The organism is Burkholderia torrens (assembly GCF_984668525.1).
Genome location: NZ_OZ480212.1, coordinates 1,423,135 through 1,439,662, shown reverse-complemented (window position 1 = coordinate 1,439,662; position 16,528 = coordinate 1,423,135). Strand labels below are relative to the sequence as shown.

General features: G+C 68.3%; 15 protein-coding genes. 4 read left to right on the top strand and 11 right to left on the bottom strand.

The genetic code is table 11. The features are described 5' to 3' along the window. Positions 1-2: 2 nt before the first annotated feature. From AC5LXX_RS22710 to AC5LXX_RS22700, 3 genes are all read right to left on the bottom strand, one after another. Positions 3-899, bottom strand: a complete 897-nt coding sequence (locus tag AC5LXX_RS22710) for a VOC family protein (protein ID WP_493413262.1) — start codon at positions 897-899, stop codon at positions 3-5. 278 nt (positions 900-1,177) lie between these two features. Beyond that, a complete protein-coding gene (locus AC5LXX_RS22705; RefSeq protein WP_493413261.1) occupies positions 1,178-1,594 on the bottom strand; it encodes a type II toxin-antitoxin system VapC family toxin in 417 nt (138 codons plus the stop codon). Beyond that, complete coding sequence (locus AC5LXX_RS22700; RefSeq protein WP_069618041.1) at positions 1,581-1,817, bottom strand: FitA-like ribbon-helix-helix domain-containing protein; 237 nt, start codon at positions 1,815-1,817, stop codon at positions 1,581-1,583. The genes AC5LXX_RS22705 and AC5LXX_RS22700 overlap by 14 nt, the downstream gene beginning before the upstream one ends. 491 nt (positions 1,818-2,308) lie before the next feature. Here AC5LXX_RS22700 and AC5LXX_RS22695 point away from each other — a divergent pair, with 491 nt between their 5' ends. Next, the gene (locus AC5LXX_RS22695) at positions 2,309-3,526 is read left to right on the top strand and encodes an acyltransferase family protein (RefSeq protein WP_493413260.1); all 1,218 of its coding nucleotides are present in this window, start codon (positions 2,309-2,311) and stop codon (positions 3,524-3,526) included. A 12-nt stretch (positions 3,527-3,538) separates the two neighbouring features. On the opposite strand, the gene AC5LXX_RS22690 is transcribed toward AC5LXX_RS22695, so the two are convergent. The 7 genes from AC5LXX_RS22690 to AC5LXX_RS22660 all read right to left on the bottom strand — a co-directional run bounded on the left by AC5LXX_RS22690 (position 3,539) and on the right by AC5LXX_RS22660 (position 12,477). Beyond that, positions 3,539-4,216 (bottom strand): hypothetical protein, encoded by a 678-nt coding sequence (locus AC5LXX_RS22690; RefSeq protein ID WP_124447187.1) that lies wholly within the window; start codon positions 4,214-4,216, stop codon positions 3,539-3,541. Positions 4,217-5,004: 788 nt separating this feature from the next. Beyond that, on the bottom strand, positions 5,005-6,591 hold the full coding sequence (locus tag AC5LXX_RS22685; RefSeq protein ID WP_493413259.1) for a FadD3 family acyl-CoA ligase: 1,587 nt from the start codon (positions 6,589-6,591) through the stop codon (positions 5,005-5,007). Between the two features lie 39 nt (positions 6,592-6,630). Further along, positions 6,631-7,674 carry a 2Fe-2S iron-sulfur cluster-binding protein gene (locus tag AC5LXX_RS22680; RefSeq protein WP_493413258.1) on the bottom strand — a complete coding sequence of 348 codons (1,044 nt, stop codon included), beginning with the start codon at positions 7,672-7,674 and terminating at the stop codon, positions 6,631-6,633. A gap of 15 nt (positions 7,675-7,689) precedes the next feature. Continuing rightward, entirely contained in the window at positions 7,690-8,208 is a 519-nt protein-coding gene (locus AC5LXX_RS22675) for a flavin reductase family protein (protein WP_493413257.1), read from the bottom strand. Further along, complete coding sequence (locus AC5LXX_RS22670; RefSeq protein WP_493413256.1) at positions 8,205-9,965, bottom strand: FAD-dependent oxidoreductase; 1,761 nt, start codon at positions 9,963-9,965, stop codon at positions 8,205-8,207. Before AC5LXX_RS22670 ends, AC5LXX_RS22675 begins: the two co-directional genes overlap by 4 nt. Before the next feature lie 10 nt (positions 9,966-9,975). Continuing rightward, on the bottom strand, positions 9,976-11,169 hold the full coding sequence (locus AC5LXX_RS22665; RefSeq protein WP_493413255.1) for an acyl-CoA dehydrogenase family protein: 1,194 nt from the start codon (positions 11,167-11,169) through the stop codon (positions 9,976-9,978). 168 nt (positions 11,170-11,337) lie between these two features. Further along, positions 11,338-12,477: an LLM class flavin-dependent oxidoreductase gene (locus AC5LXX_RS22660; protein ID WP_493413254.1), complete on the bottom strand. Its 1,140-nt coding sequence runs from the start codon at positions 12,475-12,477 to the stop codon at positions 11,338-11,340. A gap of 260 nt (positions 12,478-12,737) precedes the next feature. Here AC5LXX_RS22660 and AC5LXX_RS22655 point away from each other — a divergent pair, with 260 nt between their 5' ends. Together AC5LXX_RS22655 and mdtD are read left to right on the top strand one after the other, a co-directional pair. Continuing rightward, complete coding sequence (locus tag AC5LXX_RS22655; protein WP_493413253.1) at positions 12,738-13,088, top strand: VOC family protein; 351 nt, start codon at positions 12,738-12,740, stop codon at positions 13,086-13,088. Between the two features lie 239 nt (positions 13,089-13,327). Beyond that, entirely contained in the window at positions 13,328-14,716 is a 1,389-nt protein-coding gene (gene mdtD, locus AC5LXX_RS22650; protein WP_493413252.1) for a multidrug transporter subunit MdtD, read from the top strand. Positions 14,717-14,725: 9 nt separating this feature from the next. Here mdtD and AC5LXX_RS22645 read toward each other — a convergent pair whose 3' ends face one another. Further along, on the bottom strand, positions 14,726-15,106 hold the full coding sequence (locus AC5LXX_RS22645) for a DUF4377 domain-containing protein (protein WP_493413251.1): 381 nt from the start codon (positions 15,104-15,106) through the stop codon (positions 14,726-14,728). Between the two features lie 224 nt (positions 15,107-15,330). Here AC5LXX_RS22645 and AC5LXX_RS22640 point away from each other — a divergent pair, with 224 nt between their 5' ends. Beyond that, positions 15,331-16,506 (top strand): helix-turn-helix transcriptional regulator, encoded by a 1,176-nt coding sequence (locus tag AC5LXX_RS22640; protein ID WP_493413250.1) that lies wholly within the window; start codon positions 15,331-15,333, stop codon positions 16,504-16,506. Positions 16,507-16,528 lie beyond the last annotated feature (22 nt).

Genomic DNA, 16,528 nt, shown 5'->3' with positions numbered 1-16,528 from the left:
GCTTACCGGTATCCGATGCTGAAATCGTGGCCCCACTGGCTCACCTTGGTGGCCTCGAACACCGCGTGCTTCGACCAGTCGACCGTGAGGCCGCCGAAGCCGTATTCGAGATCGAAGCCGCCGGGGGTCTTCATGTAGAAAGAGACCATCTGGTCGTTGCAGTGGCGGCCGAGCGTCGCGGACATCTTCACGTCGTGCGCGGCGACACGGTCGAGCGCGCGGCCCACTTCGTCCATCGAATCGACTTCGGCCATCACGTGCACGCAACCCGACGGCACGGCCATCTCGAACAGCGCGAGGCTGTGATGGCGCGCGTTGCGGCAGTGCATGAAATGGATACGCTTTTCCGGTTCGGCCGGATCGGGCGTGAACTTCACGCGGTAGATGTCGGACAGCTCGAAGCCGAGCACGCCGCGCACGAACGCGTCGGTCGCGTCGAACTGCGGCGCGGGCAGCACCGCGTGGCCGAGCCCCATGTCGCCGGTGACGAAGCGCGCGACGCCCAGCGGCGACACGAAGCGGCGGAAGTCGCAGCGCGCGCCCCAGTACAACTCGTGGCGGTTGCCGGACGGGTCGGTGCACCACGCCATCGCCTGTACGCGGCGCAGCGCGGCTTCGTCGCGGGTCGCGCGCACGGGCTCGACGCCCGAGCGCTGCAGTGCCGCCAGCGCGGCGTCGAACGCGGCGCCGTCGGGCAGTTCCCAGCCCGACGCGAAATAGCGGTCGGCCGCGCCGGGGACGATCACGTAGCGGAAATCGCGCTCGTCCATCTTCAGGTACAACGCGCCGCCGGGCGCATCGAGCGCCTGCATGCCCAGCACGTCTTCCGCGTAGCGGCGCCACGCATCGACGCGCGTCGCCTCGACGACGACATAGCCAAGCGCACGGACATCGATCATGTCGGCCTCCTCCTGGTTCAGAATCCGTTGTTCGTGTAAGGATTCTGGCCGGTCGGGGGTGGCGTTACATCGTCTGTTGGGACGAGAGGACGGGTGGGAAACAGCGGGGTTTGCGGCGCGGAATGGGCGCCGAAGGGAGATTCGGTGCGCGAGCGTGGATTGCGGCGGCCGTGCCGGACCCGGTCACGGCGGCCGGCAATGGGTGCCGGCTTGCCTGCCGGCCGCCGCCCGCGTCGATTTCGCGCGACGGCAGACCACCAGACGCCGCCACGCCGCCGCTAGTCGAACGGATTCAGCAGGCGCACGCCGGTGCGCGCGAAATCGCCGACGTTGCGCGTGACGACCGTGAGATCGTTGATCAGCGCGGTGGCCGCGATCAGCTTGTCGAGTTCGTGCGCCGGATCGGGCGCGCGCAAATGCCCCCACATCTGGCTGATCTCGATATCGACCGGCAGGATGTTCGGCGCATAGCCGGACAGGATCATCGCCATCCACGCGTCGAGCGCCGACGCCTGGACGTGATCGCCGCGATGACGGATCAGGTCGACGCCGCGCCGCAGCTCGGCCACCGTCACGACGGACAAGTAGAGCGGGCTCGCGTCGACCTCGGCCTGCCTGAAGAACGACCGCACGCCGCGGTTGGTTCGCTTGCCCTTCCTGATTTCGCTGATGACGTTCGTATCAATCAAAAACACGCCTGACCTCGCCGGAATCCTGAACCCGTTGGAAATCCGCGTCCTCGCCGACCTCCGGCATGCTCATCAGCACTTGCGCGAATGTCCGCCGCTTCGGGCGGCCGAGCGCTTCGGCCAGAATGGCCCGATGTTCGGCCTCGGCGCTCCTGCCGTTTGCCGCAGCCTGCTCGCGCAGGCTCTGAACGATAGTGTCATCCACGTTACGCACCAGTAAATTTGCCATGAGTTCCTCCATCCGGATTTGCTATCAATGATAGCGCCATGATGATGAATTGCAAGCATTGCTATCACCTTCATGACCGGACGGACAACGGGGTCGGCGCAGACCCGCGGCGGTGGACGGCATGAATCCGTCCACCTTCCGCCGCGGGCCCGACGCGTCGAACTGCTGTCGCTCAAGGTAAGCCGGAGCGGGACGATGTGGAAGCCGGCCGAATGGCCAGTCAAGTGCCGTCGACAGCGACGAATGTCCGGCCGGCGAGGAACGGGATTTGCGACACGAGCATCGTTGGCGTCATGCGCGACGGAATACGGGCGCCATCTCGCTTCACGCTGAAACATCGTGTTGCACAACGGGCTGCGGCCGTTGCAACCGTTTGCTACCATCAGCCCATAAGTCGGCGATCGAACGCCGCACGAAGCGCGCAGAAGACCTTGCATCGACGCGGACCCTCCGTGCCTGAAACCCCGATCCAAGACACGAGACGCTCTTCAGTGGACTTTGTTACGCTCTCTCCGGCCACCCTGTTCTCCCCGACTCCCGACAAACTCTACTTCCCGGCATGCCTCGCGGCCGTCGCGATCATCGCGTGGCTCGTCGCCAGGCACGTGCCGTTCTACCGGTGGGCCGTCGACCGTTCGTTGTCGATGCGCTATCGCAACCTGGACGGATTCCGCGGCATCCTGGCCACCTCCGTCGTCTTCCATCACTTCGCGTGCAACCAGGCGTTGCTGTCGACCGGCATCTGGGGAGCCGACTCCGATTTCCTGCGCAATCTCGGGACGATTCCCGTCGCGATGTTCTTCATGGTCACCGGTTTCCTGTTCTGGGAACGCGCATGCCGACGCTCGTTCGACGTGCGGACCTTCTTCGTCGGACGCGTGCGACGCCTCGCGCCGCTCTACCTGTCTTACGCGGTCGTCATCGTCGCGTGCACGCTGTACTGGTTTCCCCGCAACGCCGTCGGCGCTCCGGCGCAATTGCTGGGCGACCTGCTCAAAGCGGTGTCGCTCGGCTGGTTCGGAGCGTTCCCGATCAACGGTGCGGCGCGAACCAGTTATCTGAGCGGCGTGTGGTGGACGCTCGCATACGAATGGCGCTTCTACGTCGCCGTTCCGCTGCTCGCATGGTTCGTCGCCACGCACGCGTGGCGCAAGCTGCTCGCGCTCGCGATCGTCATGGCCTGCGCCGCGCTGTTCGGACCGCCAGCCGGCATGGCGCTGCTGTTCGCGTTCGGCGCCGCGGCATACGAGGTATCGCGGCACCCCGTGATCCGTGCGCGGCTCGGCACGAAATCGGCGGCTACCGTCGCGTTGCTGATCCTCGCCGTGTCCCCGTCCCCGACCGAACGCTATTCAATCGAGGGCGCGCTGCCGCTGCTCCCGGTATTCCTCTGCGTCGCGTGCGGGAACACGTTCTACGGTGTGCTCGGCACGCGGCCGCTCGCGCTGCTCGGCACCGCCAGTTTCAGCATCTACATGGTGATCGTGTACGCGATCACGCATGCGGCCAACAAGTTCGCGTTCCCGATCGATTCGGCCGGCGTCCCCGGCATCTGGGCGCTGTCGCTTGCAAGCGCGCTGATCGCCGTCTTCTGCGCGCTGCTGACCTACCGCTACATCGAGCACCCGTTCATCGCGAAGCGCAACGATGCACGCCCCGCACGCCGCGCGGCCGACCCCGTTCGCGAGCATCACACGGTCACGTCGTGACGGATGCGCAGTTCAGAACCGGTACGAAATCCCGATCTGCAAGACCGGATACCACCGGTATCGCGACATCACCCGCCGCAGCTGGTCGAGCCCGCTCGCGACCAGGATCTGGCTCTTCACCGGTCCGGCCGCGGCCGCCAGTTCCGGCGACAGCGAGTACGAACATTTCGGGATCCCGTACGCGACGCCGATATCAGCGACGAATCCGAGCCCTTTCGACGCCGGCCGGTGCCCGTAGCCGATACCCGCATACGGCATCACGGTCGGATAGCGCGCTTCCGCGACCGCATACATCCCCGGCAGCGCCGGATAGCGCTTGCCGCCGAACACGTAAGTGCCGTTGGTCGGTACCGACACGCCGCGAAGCTCGTCGTCGTTGAAGCGCAGCCCGAGCGTCGCGCGGAAGCCGCTGCCCCGCCACGGAAAGATGTCGGCGTACAAGCCGCCCTGGCGCAGTTTCAGGTCGTCCTGATAGCGATTGCCGGCCACCGTGAAGTCATGCGAAAGATCGATCGCGTTGAAATCCGCATGCGCACCCAGCATCGAATTGAAGCTCACGGCCGCGCCGATGCCGACGCCCTGCGTACCGCCCTGCAGATAGATTTCCTGCGCGTGCGCACTCGCGGCAAACGCCACCGCGACGAATGCCCATTGATTCACCGTCGTTTTCACGGGCGCCTCCCCCGACACGTGCCGGGCGCAGCGTCCCGCCGCACGCGGCCTTCGTCGCGATGCGCGGTGCGAACCCCGGCACGACACCTTGCAAGCAAGCTTGCTGTTCGACGGATCGGGAACGCGTTGCACCGTGCGCATGACCGATACGACATGCGCGGCGCTTGCGCCACGACACGCGGCGCCCGCGACCCGATCCGATCCCCGGTTTGTTTCGATGTCGTTACACGCCGCCGATGTGCTGATCGTTCTGGCGAATCCGTCTGCGCCGGCGGCACCGGGTCAACCGCAAGGCACGTGCCATGCGGCGCAAATCGAAGCGGGAAAAGCGTGACGGCCGCGCACGCGCGACACTGCGGGTCGCAATGGTGGGGAAATGTTTCAGGAACGTATCCGTATTCGGCACGCCAGGCCGAATTACGCGATCGGCGGAATCGCGCATCGATCGCGCAATGTCAGCAGAACGAGACCGGACGGCGCGTCAGCGCACGCGCGTCGCCATCGCGATCGATCGTGTGCAGAGGAACACGTTGGAAAAGCGTTGCAAAAGTGTGACCTCGTGGCATGCGCATGCGGTGCCGATGCACCCTCGTGCGTGACGAGGCAGGGTGAATACCGATGCGTGCGCATGCATCTTGCCCGCGCCGGGTACGGATGCGACAAGCGAGCCGATCGGCATCCCGGCCAGCTTCGTCGATGATTTCAGGAAGGCACGCCGGCGCGTGCGATCTCGAGCGCGACGCCCTGCCCGATCCCGCCGCTGCTGCCGAACACGAGCACCGCGCCCTGCGGAAATCCGTCGTCGCTCAGGCAGCCGCGTCGGCCGCCGCGCGCAACCGGTACTTCAGCACCTTCCCCGCGGCGCTCGTCGGCAGCTGCTCGACGAACGTGAAAAATCGCGGCACCTTGTAGTTCGCCATGTTGCTGCGCGCCCAGTCGTTCAGTTCGCCGGCATCGACATGCGCACCCGGACGCAGCACGACATACGCATGACCGACCTCGCCGAGGCGCGTATCGGGCACGCCGACCAGCGCGACCTGCGCGATCGCCGGATGCGCGGCGAGCAGCCGTTCGATCTCCGCCGGATAGCAGTTGAAGCCGCCGACGATGAACATGTCCTTGATGCGGTCGGTGATCTTCAGGTTGCCGTTCGCATCGACGCAGCCGAGATCGCCCGTATGCAGCCAGCCGTCCGCATCGACCGTCTCGCGCGTGGCGTCCGGCTGGTTGAAGTAGCCGCGCATCACGTTGTAGCCGCGCACCCAGATCTCGCCGGTCTCGTCCGCACCGAGCGGTATGCCGCCCGGCCCCGCGATGCGCAGCTCGACGTCCGGCATCGGCCGGCCCGACGTATAGGCGACCGTCTCCGCATCGTCGCCGTGACGGCACAACGTCGCGAAGCCGCACGATTCGGTCAGCCCGTAGCCGGTCAGTACCGTCTCGAAGCCGAGCTCCGCGCGCATCCGCTCGATCAGGCTCGGTGCGATCGCCGCTGCGCCCGTCACCGCGATCCGCAGCGACGACAGGTCGCGCGTCGAGCGATCGGGTGCGTCGAGCAGTGCGTAGTACAGCGTCGGCGGCCCGGGCAGCACCGACACGCGATCGTCGGCGACGCGCCGCAACACGTCGGCGGGCTGGAACACGAGATGCGGCAGCACGGTCGCGCCGCTCGACAGCGCAGCGAGCCAGCCGGCCTTGTAGCCGAACGTATGGAAGAACGGATTGACGATCAGGTAGCGGTCGTCCTGTCGCACGCCCGCGATCGCGGCCCATGCCTGCGCGGCGCGCAGGTTCTGGCCGTGCGCGGTCATCACGCCCTTCGGACGGCCCGTCGTGCCCGACGTGAACATCAGGTCCATCACGGTGTCGGGCGTGACCTGCGCCTCGCGTTCGCGCACCGCGGCCTGCGATACCGCCGCACCGCGCGCGAGGAACGCGTTCCAGGTCTCGTCGCGCGCACCGGACGGCGGCTCTCCGTCGAACACGACGACCCGCTCGAGCGTCGCGGGCCGGTGCGGCGCGAGCATCGCCGGATACGATTCGCCGAGGAAGGCGCCGCAGCAGAACAGCAGTCGCGCACCGCCGTCGTGCAGGATGCCGCCGACCTCCATCCCCTTCATCCGCGTATTGACCGGCACCAGGATCGCGCCGACGGTGTGGATCGCCAGCGCCGCGACGATCCATTGCGGCAGGTTCGGCGCCCAGACCGCGATGCGGTCGCCGGCGTCGATACCGCTCGCCAGCAGCGCACGGGCCGCATCGAGTCGCGCGGCGTCGAGTTCCGCGTAGGTCAGCCGGCCGTGTTCCGACTCGATCGCCGGATGCGCGCCGTGGCGCGCGGCAGCCCGTGCGATCAGCGCGGGCGTGGTCAGGATTTCATTGTCCATCGTCATAGATCAGGATGGCCGTGCGCGCAGCAGGCGCGCCACGGCTCAGTCGGGAAACACCACGCGCAGCGCGTCGCTCGCGGGCCGCGCGCAGCAGGCGAGCGTCCAGCCGGCCGCGATCTCGTCGTCGTCGAGCACGTGGTTGCCGTCGAGCGCGACCTCGCCGCGCTCGATCCGGCACATGCACGCGCCGCACTGCCCCATCCGGCATGAATTCGGCGCCGGCACGCCCGCGCGCAGCATCGCGTCGAGCAGCGTTTCGCCGGGCGCGCTGTCGAACGCGAACGCGTCGCCGTCGAGCACCGTCTCGATCGCCGCGCCGTCGCCGGACGCCGCCGTTGCCGCCGCCTGCGCCGCGGTGCCGGCCTGCGCCGGCGCATCGGGCAGCGACGCGAACCGCTCGACATGCACGCGGGCCCGCGGCAACCCGAGGCCGAGCATCGCGGCCAGCGCGTTCTCCATGAACAGCGCGGGCCCGCAGATGAACGTCTCCTGCTGGCTGAACGGCCGCGCGAGTTCCTCGAGATGGCGCTGCTGCGGGATGCCCTGCACGCTGTCGAGCCAGTGGATCACGCGCACGCGGCCCGGATGGCGCTGCGCAAGCTGCTGCAACTCGGTGCGGAAGATCACCGAGCGTTCGTCGCGGTTCGCATAGATCAGCGTCAGCATCCCGCGGCCGTGCACGAGCGCCGATTTCAGGATCGACAGCACGGGCGTGATGCCGCTGCCGCCCGCGAACAGCAGCAGGTCGCCGTCGAGCGTGCGCGGCGTGAACACGCCGGCCGGCGGTAGCACGTCGAGCGTGTCGCCGGCCTTCACGCGGTCGCACAGCCAGTTCGACGCGCGGCCGTCGCGCACGCGCTTGACGGTGATCTTCGGCGCCGCGTCGATATCCGGTGCGCTCGACAGCGAATAGCAGCGCGCGACGGTCGCGTCCGCGCACGGCACGTTCAGCGTCAGGAACTGCCCGGGCCGGTATGTGAATGCTTCACGCAGCGCGGCCGGGACGTCGAACACGAACGAGCACGCGTCGTCGCTTTCGGCAATCACTTCGGCCACGGCCAGCCGGTGGAAGCGTGGATCGCTCATCGCCGGTTCCTTGCGTCACGCCGCCGCACGGGCCACCGGCGCGCCGGGCGTCGTATACGCGCCGTCGAGATAGACGAGCGGATCGACGTCGCCGCTCATCAGCACCTCGCGGATGCGCCCGATGAACACCGTATGCGTGCCGTATTCGAAGCGGCCGTCCTGCTCGCACACGAGGCTCGCCTGCGCGTCGCGCAGATACGGCACGCCGTGCGGCGACGTATGCCAGTCGCCGGTCGTGAAGCGCGCCTCGCCCTTCAGGCGGCCGCTGCAGTCGATCGCGACACCTTCGTGGCGTGCGGACAGCACGTTCACGCAGAACGGCGCGCCCGCATCGAGCGGCGGATACAGCGACGCGGTGCGGTTGATGCAGATCAGCAGCGAAGGCGGATCGGTCGACAGCGAGTCGACCGCCGTCGCGGACATCGAGTAGCGCCGGCCGTCGTGCGTGCTGCTGATGACCGTGACGGAGCGCGCGAGGCGGCGCATCGCGAGCAGCATGTCGGTGCGCAGCGGGTGGGTGGTGAGATCGCTCATGATCGGACTCCGTCAAGTTCAGTCGTGAATGGCCGGGCCTGCCGGCCTCCGGCGTCGGCTGCGCGAGCAGCCAGGTGGTCGGCGGCGAGATACCCGAAGGTCATCGCCGGGCCGAGCGTCGAGCCCGCGCCGGGGTAGCTCGCGCCCATCACCGATGCGCTGGTGTTGCCGATCGCGTAGAGGCCGTCGATCGGCGCGCCGTCGGCGCGCAGCACGCGGGCGTGCACGTCGGTGACGAGCCCGCCCTTCGTGCCGATGTCGCCCGCGTCGATCCGCGCCGCGTAGAACGGCGCTTCGTCGACCGGCCCGAGACACGGGTTCGGCGTGTTGCGCGGATCGCCGTAGTACGTATCGAATGCGTTGTCGCCCTTGCCGAACGCCTCGTCGATGCCGGTGGCCGCGTAGCGCGCCATGTCGCGCAGCGTGTCGTGCAGGCCGGCCGCATCGACGCCGATCTTCGCGGCCAGCGCGTCGATCGTGTCGGCTTTCACGAGCACGTCGCGAAAGGCTTCCGGTATCCGCGCATCGGGCATCATCGACGCCGGCATGACCGGCCCGCACGGATACTTGCGGCGAAAGCGCGCGTCGAACACCATCCATGCGGGCACGGTCGCGCCGGTGCGCGCATGGTCGCGATACATCGCGGGCACGAATTCGGAATACGGCGCGGCTTCGTTGACGAAGCGCTTGCCAAGGCCGTTGACGATCACGCAGCCCGGCAGGTTGCGTTCGACGAACAGCGCGCGTTGCTTCTCCTCACCCGCGACGCGGACCGTCGGCGCGCCCCACACGTGCTCCATCAGGTCCAGCGCGCCGCCGAGCCGGTGGCCTTCGGCGATCGCGTCGCCGGTGTTGGACGGCGGCGTCGCACTCCATTGCGCCTGGGTCGGCTGCGGCAGGTAGCGCTCGCGCATCGGCTGGTTGCGCTCGAACCCGCCCGCGCCGAGGATCACGCCATGCCGCGCGGCGATCGTCACCGGCTGCCCGAAGCGCTGCGCACGCACGCCCGTCACGCGGCCGTCCGCGTCGAGCAGGTCGCGCATCGGCGTGTCGAGCCACACGGGCACGTTGCGGTCGAGCAGCGCACGGCGCAGCCCGCCGATCAATGCGTTGCCGAGCGTCAGGCGCCGGTCGCGCCGCGTGCGGCGGCGCATGCCGACATCGAGCCAGTAGCGGCCGAACTGCCTGATCGTGAGCGTCATGAAGCCGGGGCCGCGCGAGAACAAGGTGTGCGCTTCCTTCGACGTCACCGCGAGACGCCCGAAGATCAGCGTGCCGGGCGACGGCGGCCGCAGCCGGTCGAATTCCTCGCCGAGCAGCCCGCCGTCGAACGGCAGCGGATCGAGCGCGCGATAACCGGGCATCGCGCCCGGCAGCTTCTGGAAATAGTCCGCGTACTTCGGCAGCGCCTGGTAGCGCACGGGCGTCTTCGCTTCCAGATAGCGCAGCATCTCCGGCGCGCGATCGAGATAAGCATCGAGCCGTTCCTGTGCCGACGCACCGGCCACGCACGCGTCGACATAGCGGCGCGCGGCCTCGCGCGAATCGGCCGCACCGAGCTCGGCGATATGGTGGTTGCACGGAATCCAGATGCCGCCGCCCGATACGGCCGACGTGCCGCCGTACAGCGCCGTCTTCTCGATCACGACGACGGACAGCCCGTGGTCGGCCGCGCGGCACGCGGCGAGCAATGCGCCCGCGCCCGAACCGACGACGACCACGTCGAACGTGTATTGCTGTGCTTGCGTGTCGTTCATCACGGCCTCGTCAGATGAAGAAGTCCGTGTTGTCGCGACCGAGCATCACCGCGCCGAGGTTCTGGCCGAAGCGGTCGACGTTGTTCGCGTAGTGCGCGCGGGCCGCATGCAGGTCGAGGAAACGGCGCACCAGCGGATTGCGGTGATAGATGCCGTTGCCGCCCGCGTAGCGCAGCAGCGTGTTCGCGGCCTGCGCGCAGCGCTCGGCGACCTGCGCCGACTGGTAGCGGAAATGCACGCGGCGCTCGATCGACACGGCCGGGCCGCCCGTCACCGACGCCATCAGTTCCGCGAAATTGCGCTGGAGCAGCACCTTCATCTCGTCGATCGCGACGGCCGCGTTCGCGCACGCGCTCTGCGCGCCCGGATCGTCGGTCGTCTTCGCGCCGCTGTTCGCCGACACGCGCGTCGCCGCATAGCCGGTGAAATCGTCCAGCGCACCCTGCAGCGCGCCGATGCACGACGTGCACACCGCGCGCACGAAGATCTGCGCGAACGGCAGCTTGAACAGCGGCGCATCGTTGACGACGAGGCCGGGGCTCGTGCCCATCATCCCGTCGATCGCCTTGTGCGTGCGGTACGCGGGCACGAACACGTCGTCGACGACGATGTCGTGGCTGCCCGTCGCGCGCAGGCCGAGCACGTCCCAGTCCTGCTGGATCCGGTAGTCGGTTTTCGGCAGCAGGAAGGTCCGGTATTCGGGCGGCTGGCCGGCCTCGGCCGGCGGCACCAGCGCGCCGAGGAACACCCATTCGCACAGTTCGCTGCCGCTCGAGAACTTCCAGTGGCCCGACAGGCGGAAGCCGCCGTCGACCGGCGTCACGCGGCCGACCGGCATGTAGGTCGACGCGATCAGCGTGGCCGGGTCGTTGCCCCAGACATCCTGCTGCGCGTGTTCGTCGAACAGCGCGAGCTGCCAGTTGTGCACGCCGACGACGCCGTACACCCACGCGGTCGACATGCAGCCGCGCGCGAGCGCCATCTGGATGTCGAAGAAGGCCTGCGGATCGAGCTCGTAGCCGCCGTAGCGCTTCGGCTGCAGCACCTTGAAGAAGCCGGCGGCCTGCATGTCGGCGATCGTCTCGGCCGGGATCCGGCCCTGCGCGTCCGCCTGCGCGGCGCGCCCGGCCAGTGTCGGCGCCAGTGCCTCGGCCCGGGCGACCAGCGTGGCGGCCAATGCGTTCGAATCGTTGTCGCGATGCACGAATGTCTCCTGTGGAACGGGGGCTGCGCCGTGGTGCGCGCCCCGCTCTCGTTCAAAGTTGTTCGGCGCGGCCTGGCCGCGGGCGATGCTCGCCACCACCGATGGTCGGCGTCGCGCGACCGCGCCGCATCGTCCGACCGGACGGGACGACGGGCGCAGCCCCGTGCATCACGCGCAGGCGCGTTCCTTCTCGCGGTTGAAGAACGGGATCACGTGCTCGCCGATGTTGCGGATCGTCTCCATCTGCGCTTCGTGCGGCACCGTGCCCATCTGGCACAGGAACAGCACTTCGTCGACACCGGCTTCCTGCAGGCGGCCGACATAGCCGATGCAGTCGTCCACCGTGCCGTACGCGTGGTTCGGGTTCATCATCGCGAGCGCCGGGTCGGCGAAGTTGACGACGACTTCCTCCGACGCGAAGCGCGAGCGGATCACCATCTCGCCGGTGTCGGCCTGCACGAGATCGTCGCCCCACTTCGCCGGGTCCGGACGCTCGCCGCCCGTGTACCAGTACGCGAGCGATTCCATGAAGTAGCGCTGGCCGCGGATGCCGATCTTGCGGGCCGCCTGGCCGTCGGCCATCACGACCGTCGGGCACAGCGCCGCGAGGTGCTGGGTCGGGCGGAAGCCGACCTGGTCTTCCGGCTTGCGGTTCGCCCATGCCTCGCGGTACACCGCATTCTTCTTCGCGACCTCGTCCGGGCCGCCGAAGCCGAGCACCAGCGCGCCCATCCCGCGCTGGCCGGCGCGCAGCAGCGCATCGGTGTTCGTGCACGCGAGGTACATCGGCGGGTGCGGATCCTGGAACGGCTTCGGGTGGATCGGGCGCTTCGGGATCTTGATGTACTTGCCGTCGTGCTCGATCTCGTCCTGCACGAACATCTTCGGCACGAGGTACATCGATTCGTCGATCATCGGCTGCAGCTCGTTGAGGTCGTAGCCGAACGCGCCGGCTTCCTGCTGGCTGCCGCCCTTGCCGACGCCGAAATGCACGCGGCCGCCCGACAGGATGTCGAGCAGCGCGACGCGTTCCGCCACCTTGATCGGGTGGTTCATCGCCGGCGGCAGGCACACGACGCCGTGGCCGAGGCCGATGCGCGTCGTGCGGCCCGCGAGGTACGCAAGGAAGGTTTCCGGCGCGCTCATGTGCGCATAGTGGGTCAGCGACGTGTGCTCCACGCACCAGATCGTGTCGAAACCGACCTGCTCGGCGAGCAGCGCCTGCTCGACGGTCTCCTTGAACACCCGGTGGTCGCCCTCGCGCGATGCGTCGGTGGTCTGGGCTTCGTAGATGAGGGAAAACTTCATTGCGTGCGTCTCCATGTGTGTTGGACGAGTCGGGGTCGCGCAGGCCGCCCGCACGATACGGACGAATAGCGACGGTCCACGAATGGGAGTGTCGGCGTGCCGGCTGGCGTGGACATCATCTGTTCGGAGTAGCTGCCCGCCTGAGGGGACAGAGGGGTTTCACCGTCATCCGATCGGACTGCGTGAGCCCGCGGGCGACGCGCTAGCATCGACCGGCGGCGCATTGCACGCCGCCCACATCAAGACAAGGGAGAACCGGAATGAAGGTATCGATGCTGCTGTATCCGGTCGACGACATCGACACGGCGCTGCCGCTGTTCGTCGACGGGCTGGGGCTGAACGTGAAATTCCGCGACGGCGACCGCTATTGCGCGCTCGACGGCGGCCCGCTGACGATCGCGCTGGTCGCGGGCGACGAGCAGATCGTCGAGCGCGCGGCGCTCACGCTGCGCGTCGACGAAGACGACGACCTGTATGCGGCGATGGCGCGGGTCGTGAAGGCCGGCGCATCGGTGCGCGTGCCCGTGCAGGCCGGGCCGCACGAATACCGCGCGGTGCTGGAGGACAAGAACGGCGCGCTGCTCGTGATTTCGCAGAAGCGGTCGACCTGACGATGCGCGGCGCGGGCGCCGGATGCCGGATGCCGGCGCATGGCGTGCGTCACCTGCCCCCTTTTCCGCGAGCGCCTTCAGCACGACCGCGTGCGTGACGCTCGGCTCGACCTCAATTTCCTCAGACAGCTTCCCGATATCCACCGGAATCGGTACCATCGAGCGCTCGAAGTCCGGCAGGCGCCGCGCATCCGCGCAGCGGCGCACCCGCGCCGGGCTTTCGCACCGCCGATTTCGCCATGTCCTGGGAACCCACACACGCCGTGCTGCTCTGGATCGTCGCCGCTGCATTCTTCATGCAGTCGCTCGACACGACGATCGTCAACACCGCGCTACCCTCGATCGCCCAAAGCCTGCACGCGTCGCCGCTCGCGATGCAGCCCGTCGTGGTCGTCTATACGCTGACGATGGCAATGCTCACGCCGGCATCCGGCTGGCTCGCCGACCGGTTCGGCACGCGCCGCGTGTTTTCGGTCGCGATCCTCGTGTTCGTGCTCGCGTCGATCGGCTGCGCGGCGTCGCATACGCTCGGCCAGCTCGTCATTGCGCGCGCCGTGCAGGGCATCGGCGGCTCGATGCTGCTGCCGATCGGCCGGCTCGCCGTGCTGCGCCGCGTGCCGGGCGAACAGTACGTCGCGGCGATCGCGTTCGTGTCGATCGCCGGCCAGCTCGGCCCGATCGTCGGGCCGACGCTCGGCGGCTGGCTCACGCAGGCGATTTCATGGCACTGGGTGTTCATCGTCAACGTGCCGGTCGGGGTGGTCGGCTTCATCGCGGTGCAGCGCTACCTGCCGCACGACCACGCGACGCAGCCGCCGCCGTTCGACTTCGTCGGCTGTGCGCTGCTGTCGGTCGCGATGATCGCGCTGTCGCTCGCGATCGACCCGCCGACGCCCGCGCATCGCGCTGCGTGGGCGGCCGGGCTTGCCGTGGTCGGCCTTGCGAGCGCGCTCGCCTACCTGCCGCATGCGCGGCGGCATGCGCAGCCGCTGTTCCGGCTCGGGCTGTTTCGCGAGCCGAACTTCGGTTCGGGGCTGCTCGGCAACCTGCTGTGCCGGATCGGCACGAGCTCGGTGCCGTTCATGCTGCCGCTGCTGATGCAGGTGCAGCTCGGCTATACGCCGCTGCAATCGGGGCTGATGATGCTGCCGGCCGCGATCGCGGGCGTCATCGCGAAACGCTGGATCGCGCCGCTCGTGAAGCGCTTCGGCTATGCGACGTTCCTGGTCGTGAACACGGTGATCGTCGGCTGCGCGATCGCGGGATTCGCGCTGGTGTCGGCGCGGCCCGCGCCGGTGCTGGAGGGTGTGCTGCTGATCGTGTTCGGCACGGCGAACTCGATGCAGTTCGCGGCGATGAACAGCGTGACGCTCAAGGGGCTGTCGCATGCCGACGCCGGCAGCGGCAACAGCCTGTTCACGATGATGCAGATGCTCGCGATGGGCCTGGGCGTGTCGATCGGCGGCGGGCTCGTCAACCTGTTCGCCGCCTATTGGGGCTCGATGGCGCACGGATTCATGCTGTCGTTCGCGTGCATGGGCGGCGTGACGCTGCTGTCGTCCGCCGTATTCCGGCGGATCGATACGGCCGCGCCGCCGGCCGGTGCGGCGGCGCGGTCATCTGCTTGAACGCGGCCGTCAGTTCGCCTGACGGCGTTCGACGACGCGCTTGAGCACCCAGCGGATCGACGAACCGTCGGCCGGCGGCTGCGCGACGCGGTATTCGTCGATTTCGAGCGAGTACAGGTAACCGGGCTGATAGGCAAACCCTTCGATCCCCGCGTACCACAAGCTCCACGGCTCGCTCGGGCTGCTGCGCACCTGCAGGCACTCCATCGGCGCGACGCCCGTGCAGCGCGCCGCCTGCGGCGCGACGTAGACGGTCCTGGCCACGGGCTTGCCGTCGGCCGGGCGGGCCGCGTTCGGCGCCGTGGCGGCCGCGTCGGTCTGGCATCCGGCGAGGAGCGTGCTGCCGGCAATCACGGCCGCGCCGAGCAGCGTTCGGGTCTTGTGAATCATCAGATGTTCCTCTGGGAGCGTTGGAGGGCCGGTTAGACGAGCGGCGCGGAGAGAAGGTTCACAAATACCTTACAAAACGCACTCGACCACCCTCATTCATGGGATGTCGCGCGCGAGCCGATACGCTACCGTGTTCCGGTTCCGCCACGCGCATCGCCGCCGGCGGTCCGAACGTGCACGCCGGGCGCCCTGCGACCCGGCGGCCGCAACAGGAGACAACCCGAATGATCACGGCGCCCCCGGCCCTGCCGCCAAACCTTGCCCAATCGAAACTGACGCTCGAGCAGTTCGACGCGTTGCTCACGACCATCTACGAAGGCCCGCTCGAAGACGTGCCGTGGGGCGCCGCGCTCGAACAGATCCGCGTGCACCTCCACGCGAACTACGTGACGATGATCCTGCGCTGGCCCGCCAGCGGCCATACGGGGCTGATGATCAACGCGTCCGGGGAGAGTGCGCCGCTGACGGGCGTCGCGTCTTACAACAACTACTACTACGCACTCGACCCGTTCGTGAATCTGCCGGGCGATCGCGTCGTCACCGTCGACGAGCTGCTCGGCGTCGGCGTCTGGCGCAACAGCGCGATGTATGCCGAATTCCTGAAGCCGTTCGACGTCGGCTATCTGATGGGCGCCGACCTGCGCACGCACGACGGCGTCGAGTGCCGCTTTCGCGTCTGCCGTCCGCATCGCGGCCAGGCATTCTCGGCGGCCGACAAGGCCGTGTGCAACGCACTGCTGCCGCACCTGAAGCGCGCGGTGCGGCTGCACGCGAAGTTCGGGATGGTCGAATCCGAGCGCACGCTGTATGCGAGCACGATCGACCGCATGCTCGTCGGCACCGCGATTCTCGACGAGCGCGGCACGATCATGAGGACCAACTCCGTCGCCGACGAGATCTTCGCCGAATGCGACGGCCTGCGCGTGCGCGGCGGCACGCTCGAGGCGTCGTATCCGCTCGAGGACCGCAAGCTGCAGAAGCTGATCCGCCAGGTGCTCGCGGAACGCACGGGCGTCACGCCGTCGGTCGCGCACGCGATCGCGGTGCCGCGCCCGTCCGGCAAGCCGCGGCTCGGCGTGCTGATCCGTGCGGTCCCGTTGAGCGAATGGTCGGAGGACAACCCGCGCCGGCCGGCGTGCGCGATCTTCATCCGCGATGCCGAGCGCAAGTCGCAGGCGTCGCACGACATCGTGCGCAAGCTGTTCGACCTCACGCCGGCCGAAACGGCGCTGGCGCTCGCGCTCGTCAACGGGCAGACGCTCGAGGAAGCGGCCGACGAACTCGCGATCAGCAAGAACACCGCGCGTTCGCACCTGCGTGCGATCTTTTCGAAGACGGGCGTCACGCGGCAGGCCACGCTGGTGCGGATGTTGTTGAACAGCGTGCTGTCACTGGGGTGAGGGGCGCTGCGCGACGAATGCC

What these genes read in the sequence shown, in the direction of transcription:
- AC5LXX_RS22660 (WP_493413254.1), bottom strand. Translation starts at nt 12,477, where the DNA reads ATGAAGTTTTCCCTCATCTACGAAGCCCAGACCACCGACGCATCGCGC.
- mdtD (WP_493413252.1), top strand. Translation starts at nt 13,328, where the DNA reads ATGTCCTGGGAACCCACACACGCCGTGCTGCTCTGGATCGTCGCCGCT.
- AC5LXX_RS22640 (WP_493413250.1), top strand. Translation starts at nt 15,331, where the DNA reads ATGATCACGGCGCCCCCGGCCCTGCCGCCAAACCTTGCCCAATCGAAA.
- AC5LXX_RS22685 (WP_493413259.1), bottom strand. Translation starts at nt 6,591, where the DNA reads ATGACGATGGACAATGAAATCCTGACCACGCCCGCGCTGATCGCACGG.
- AC5LXX_RS22680 (WP_493413258.1), bottom strand. Translation starts at nt 7,674, where the DNA reads ATGAGCGATCCACGCTTCCACCGGCTGGCCGTGGCCGAAGTGATTGCC.
- AC5LXX_RS22675 (WP_493413257.1), bottom strand. Translation starts at nt 8,208, where the DNA reads ATGAGCGATCTCACCACCCACCCGCTGCGCACCGACATGCTGCTCGCG.
- AC5LXX_RS22710 (WP_493413262.1), bottom strand. Translation starts at nt 899, where the DNA reads ATGATCGATGTCCGTGCGCTTGGCTATGTCGTCGTCGAGGCGACGCGC.
- AC5LXX_RS22700 (WP_069618041.1), bottom strand. Translation starts at nt 1,817, where the DNA reads ATGGCAAATTTACTGGTGCGTAACGTGGATGACACTATCGTTCAGAGC.
- AC5LXX_RS22645 (WP_493413251.1), bottom strand. Translation starts at nt 15,106, where the DNA reads ATGATTCACAAGACCCGAACGCTGCTCGGCGCGGCCGTGATTGCCGGC.
- AC5LXX_RS22670 (WP_493413256.1), bottom strand. Translation starts at nt 9,965, where the DNA reads ATGAACGACACGCAAGCACAGCAATACACGTTCGACGTGGTCGTCGTC.
- AC5LXX_RS22655 (WP_493413253.1), top strand. Translation starts at nt 12,738, where the DNA reads ATGAAGGTATCGATGCTGCTGTATCCGGTCGACGACATCGACACGGCG.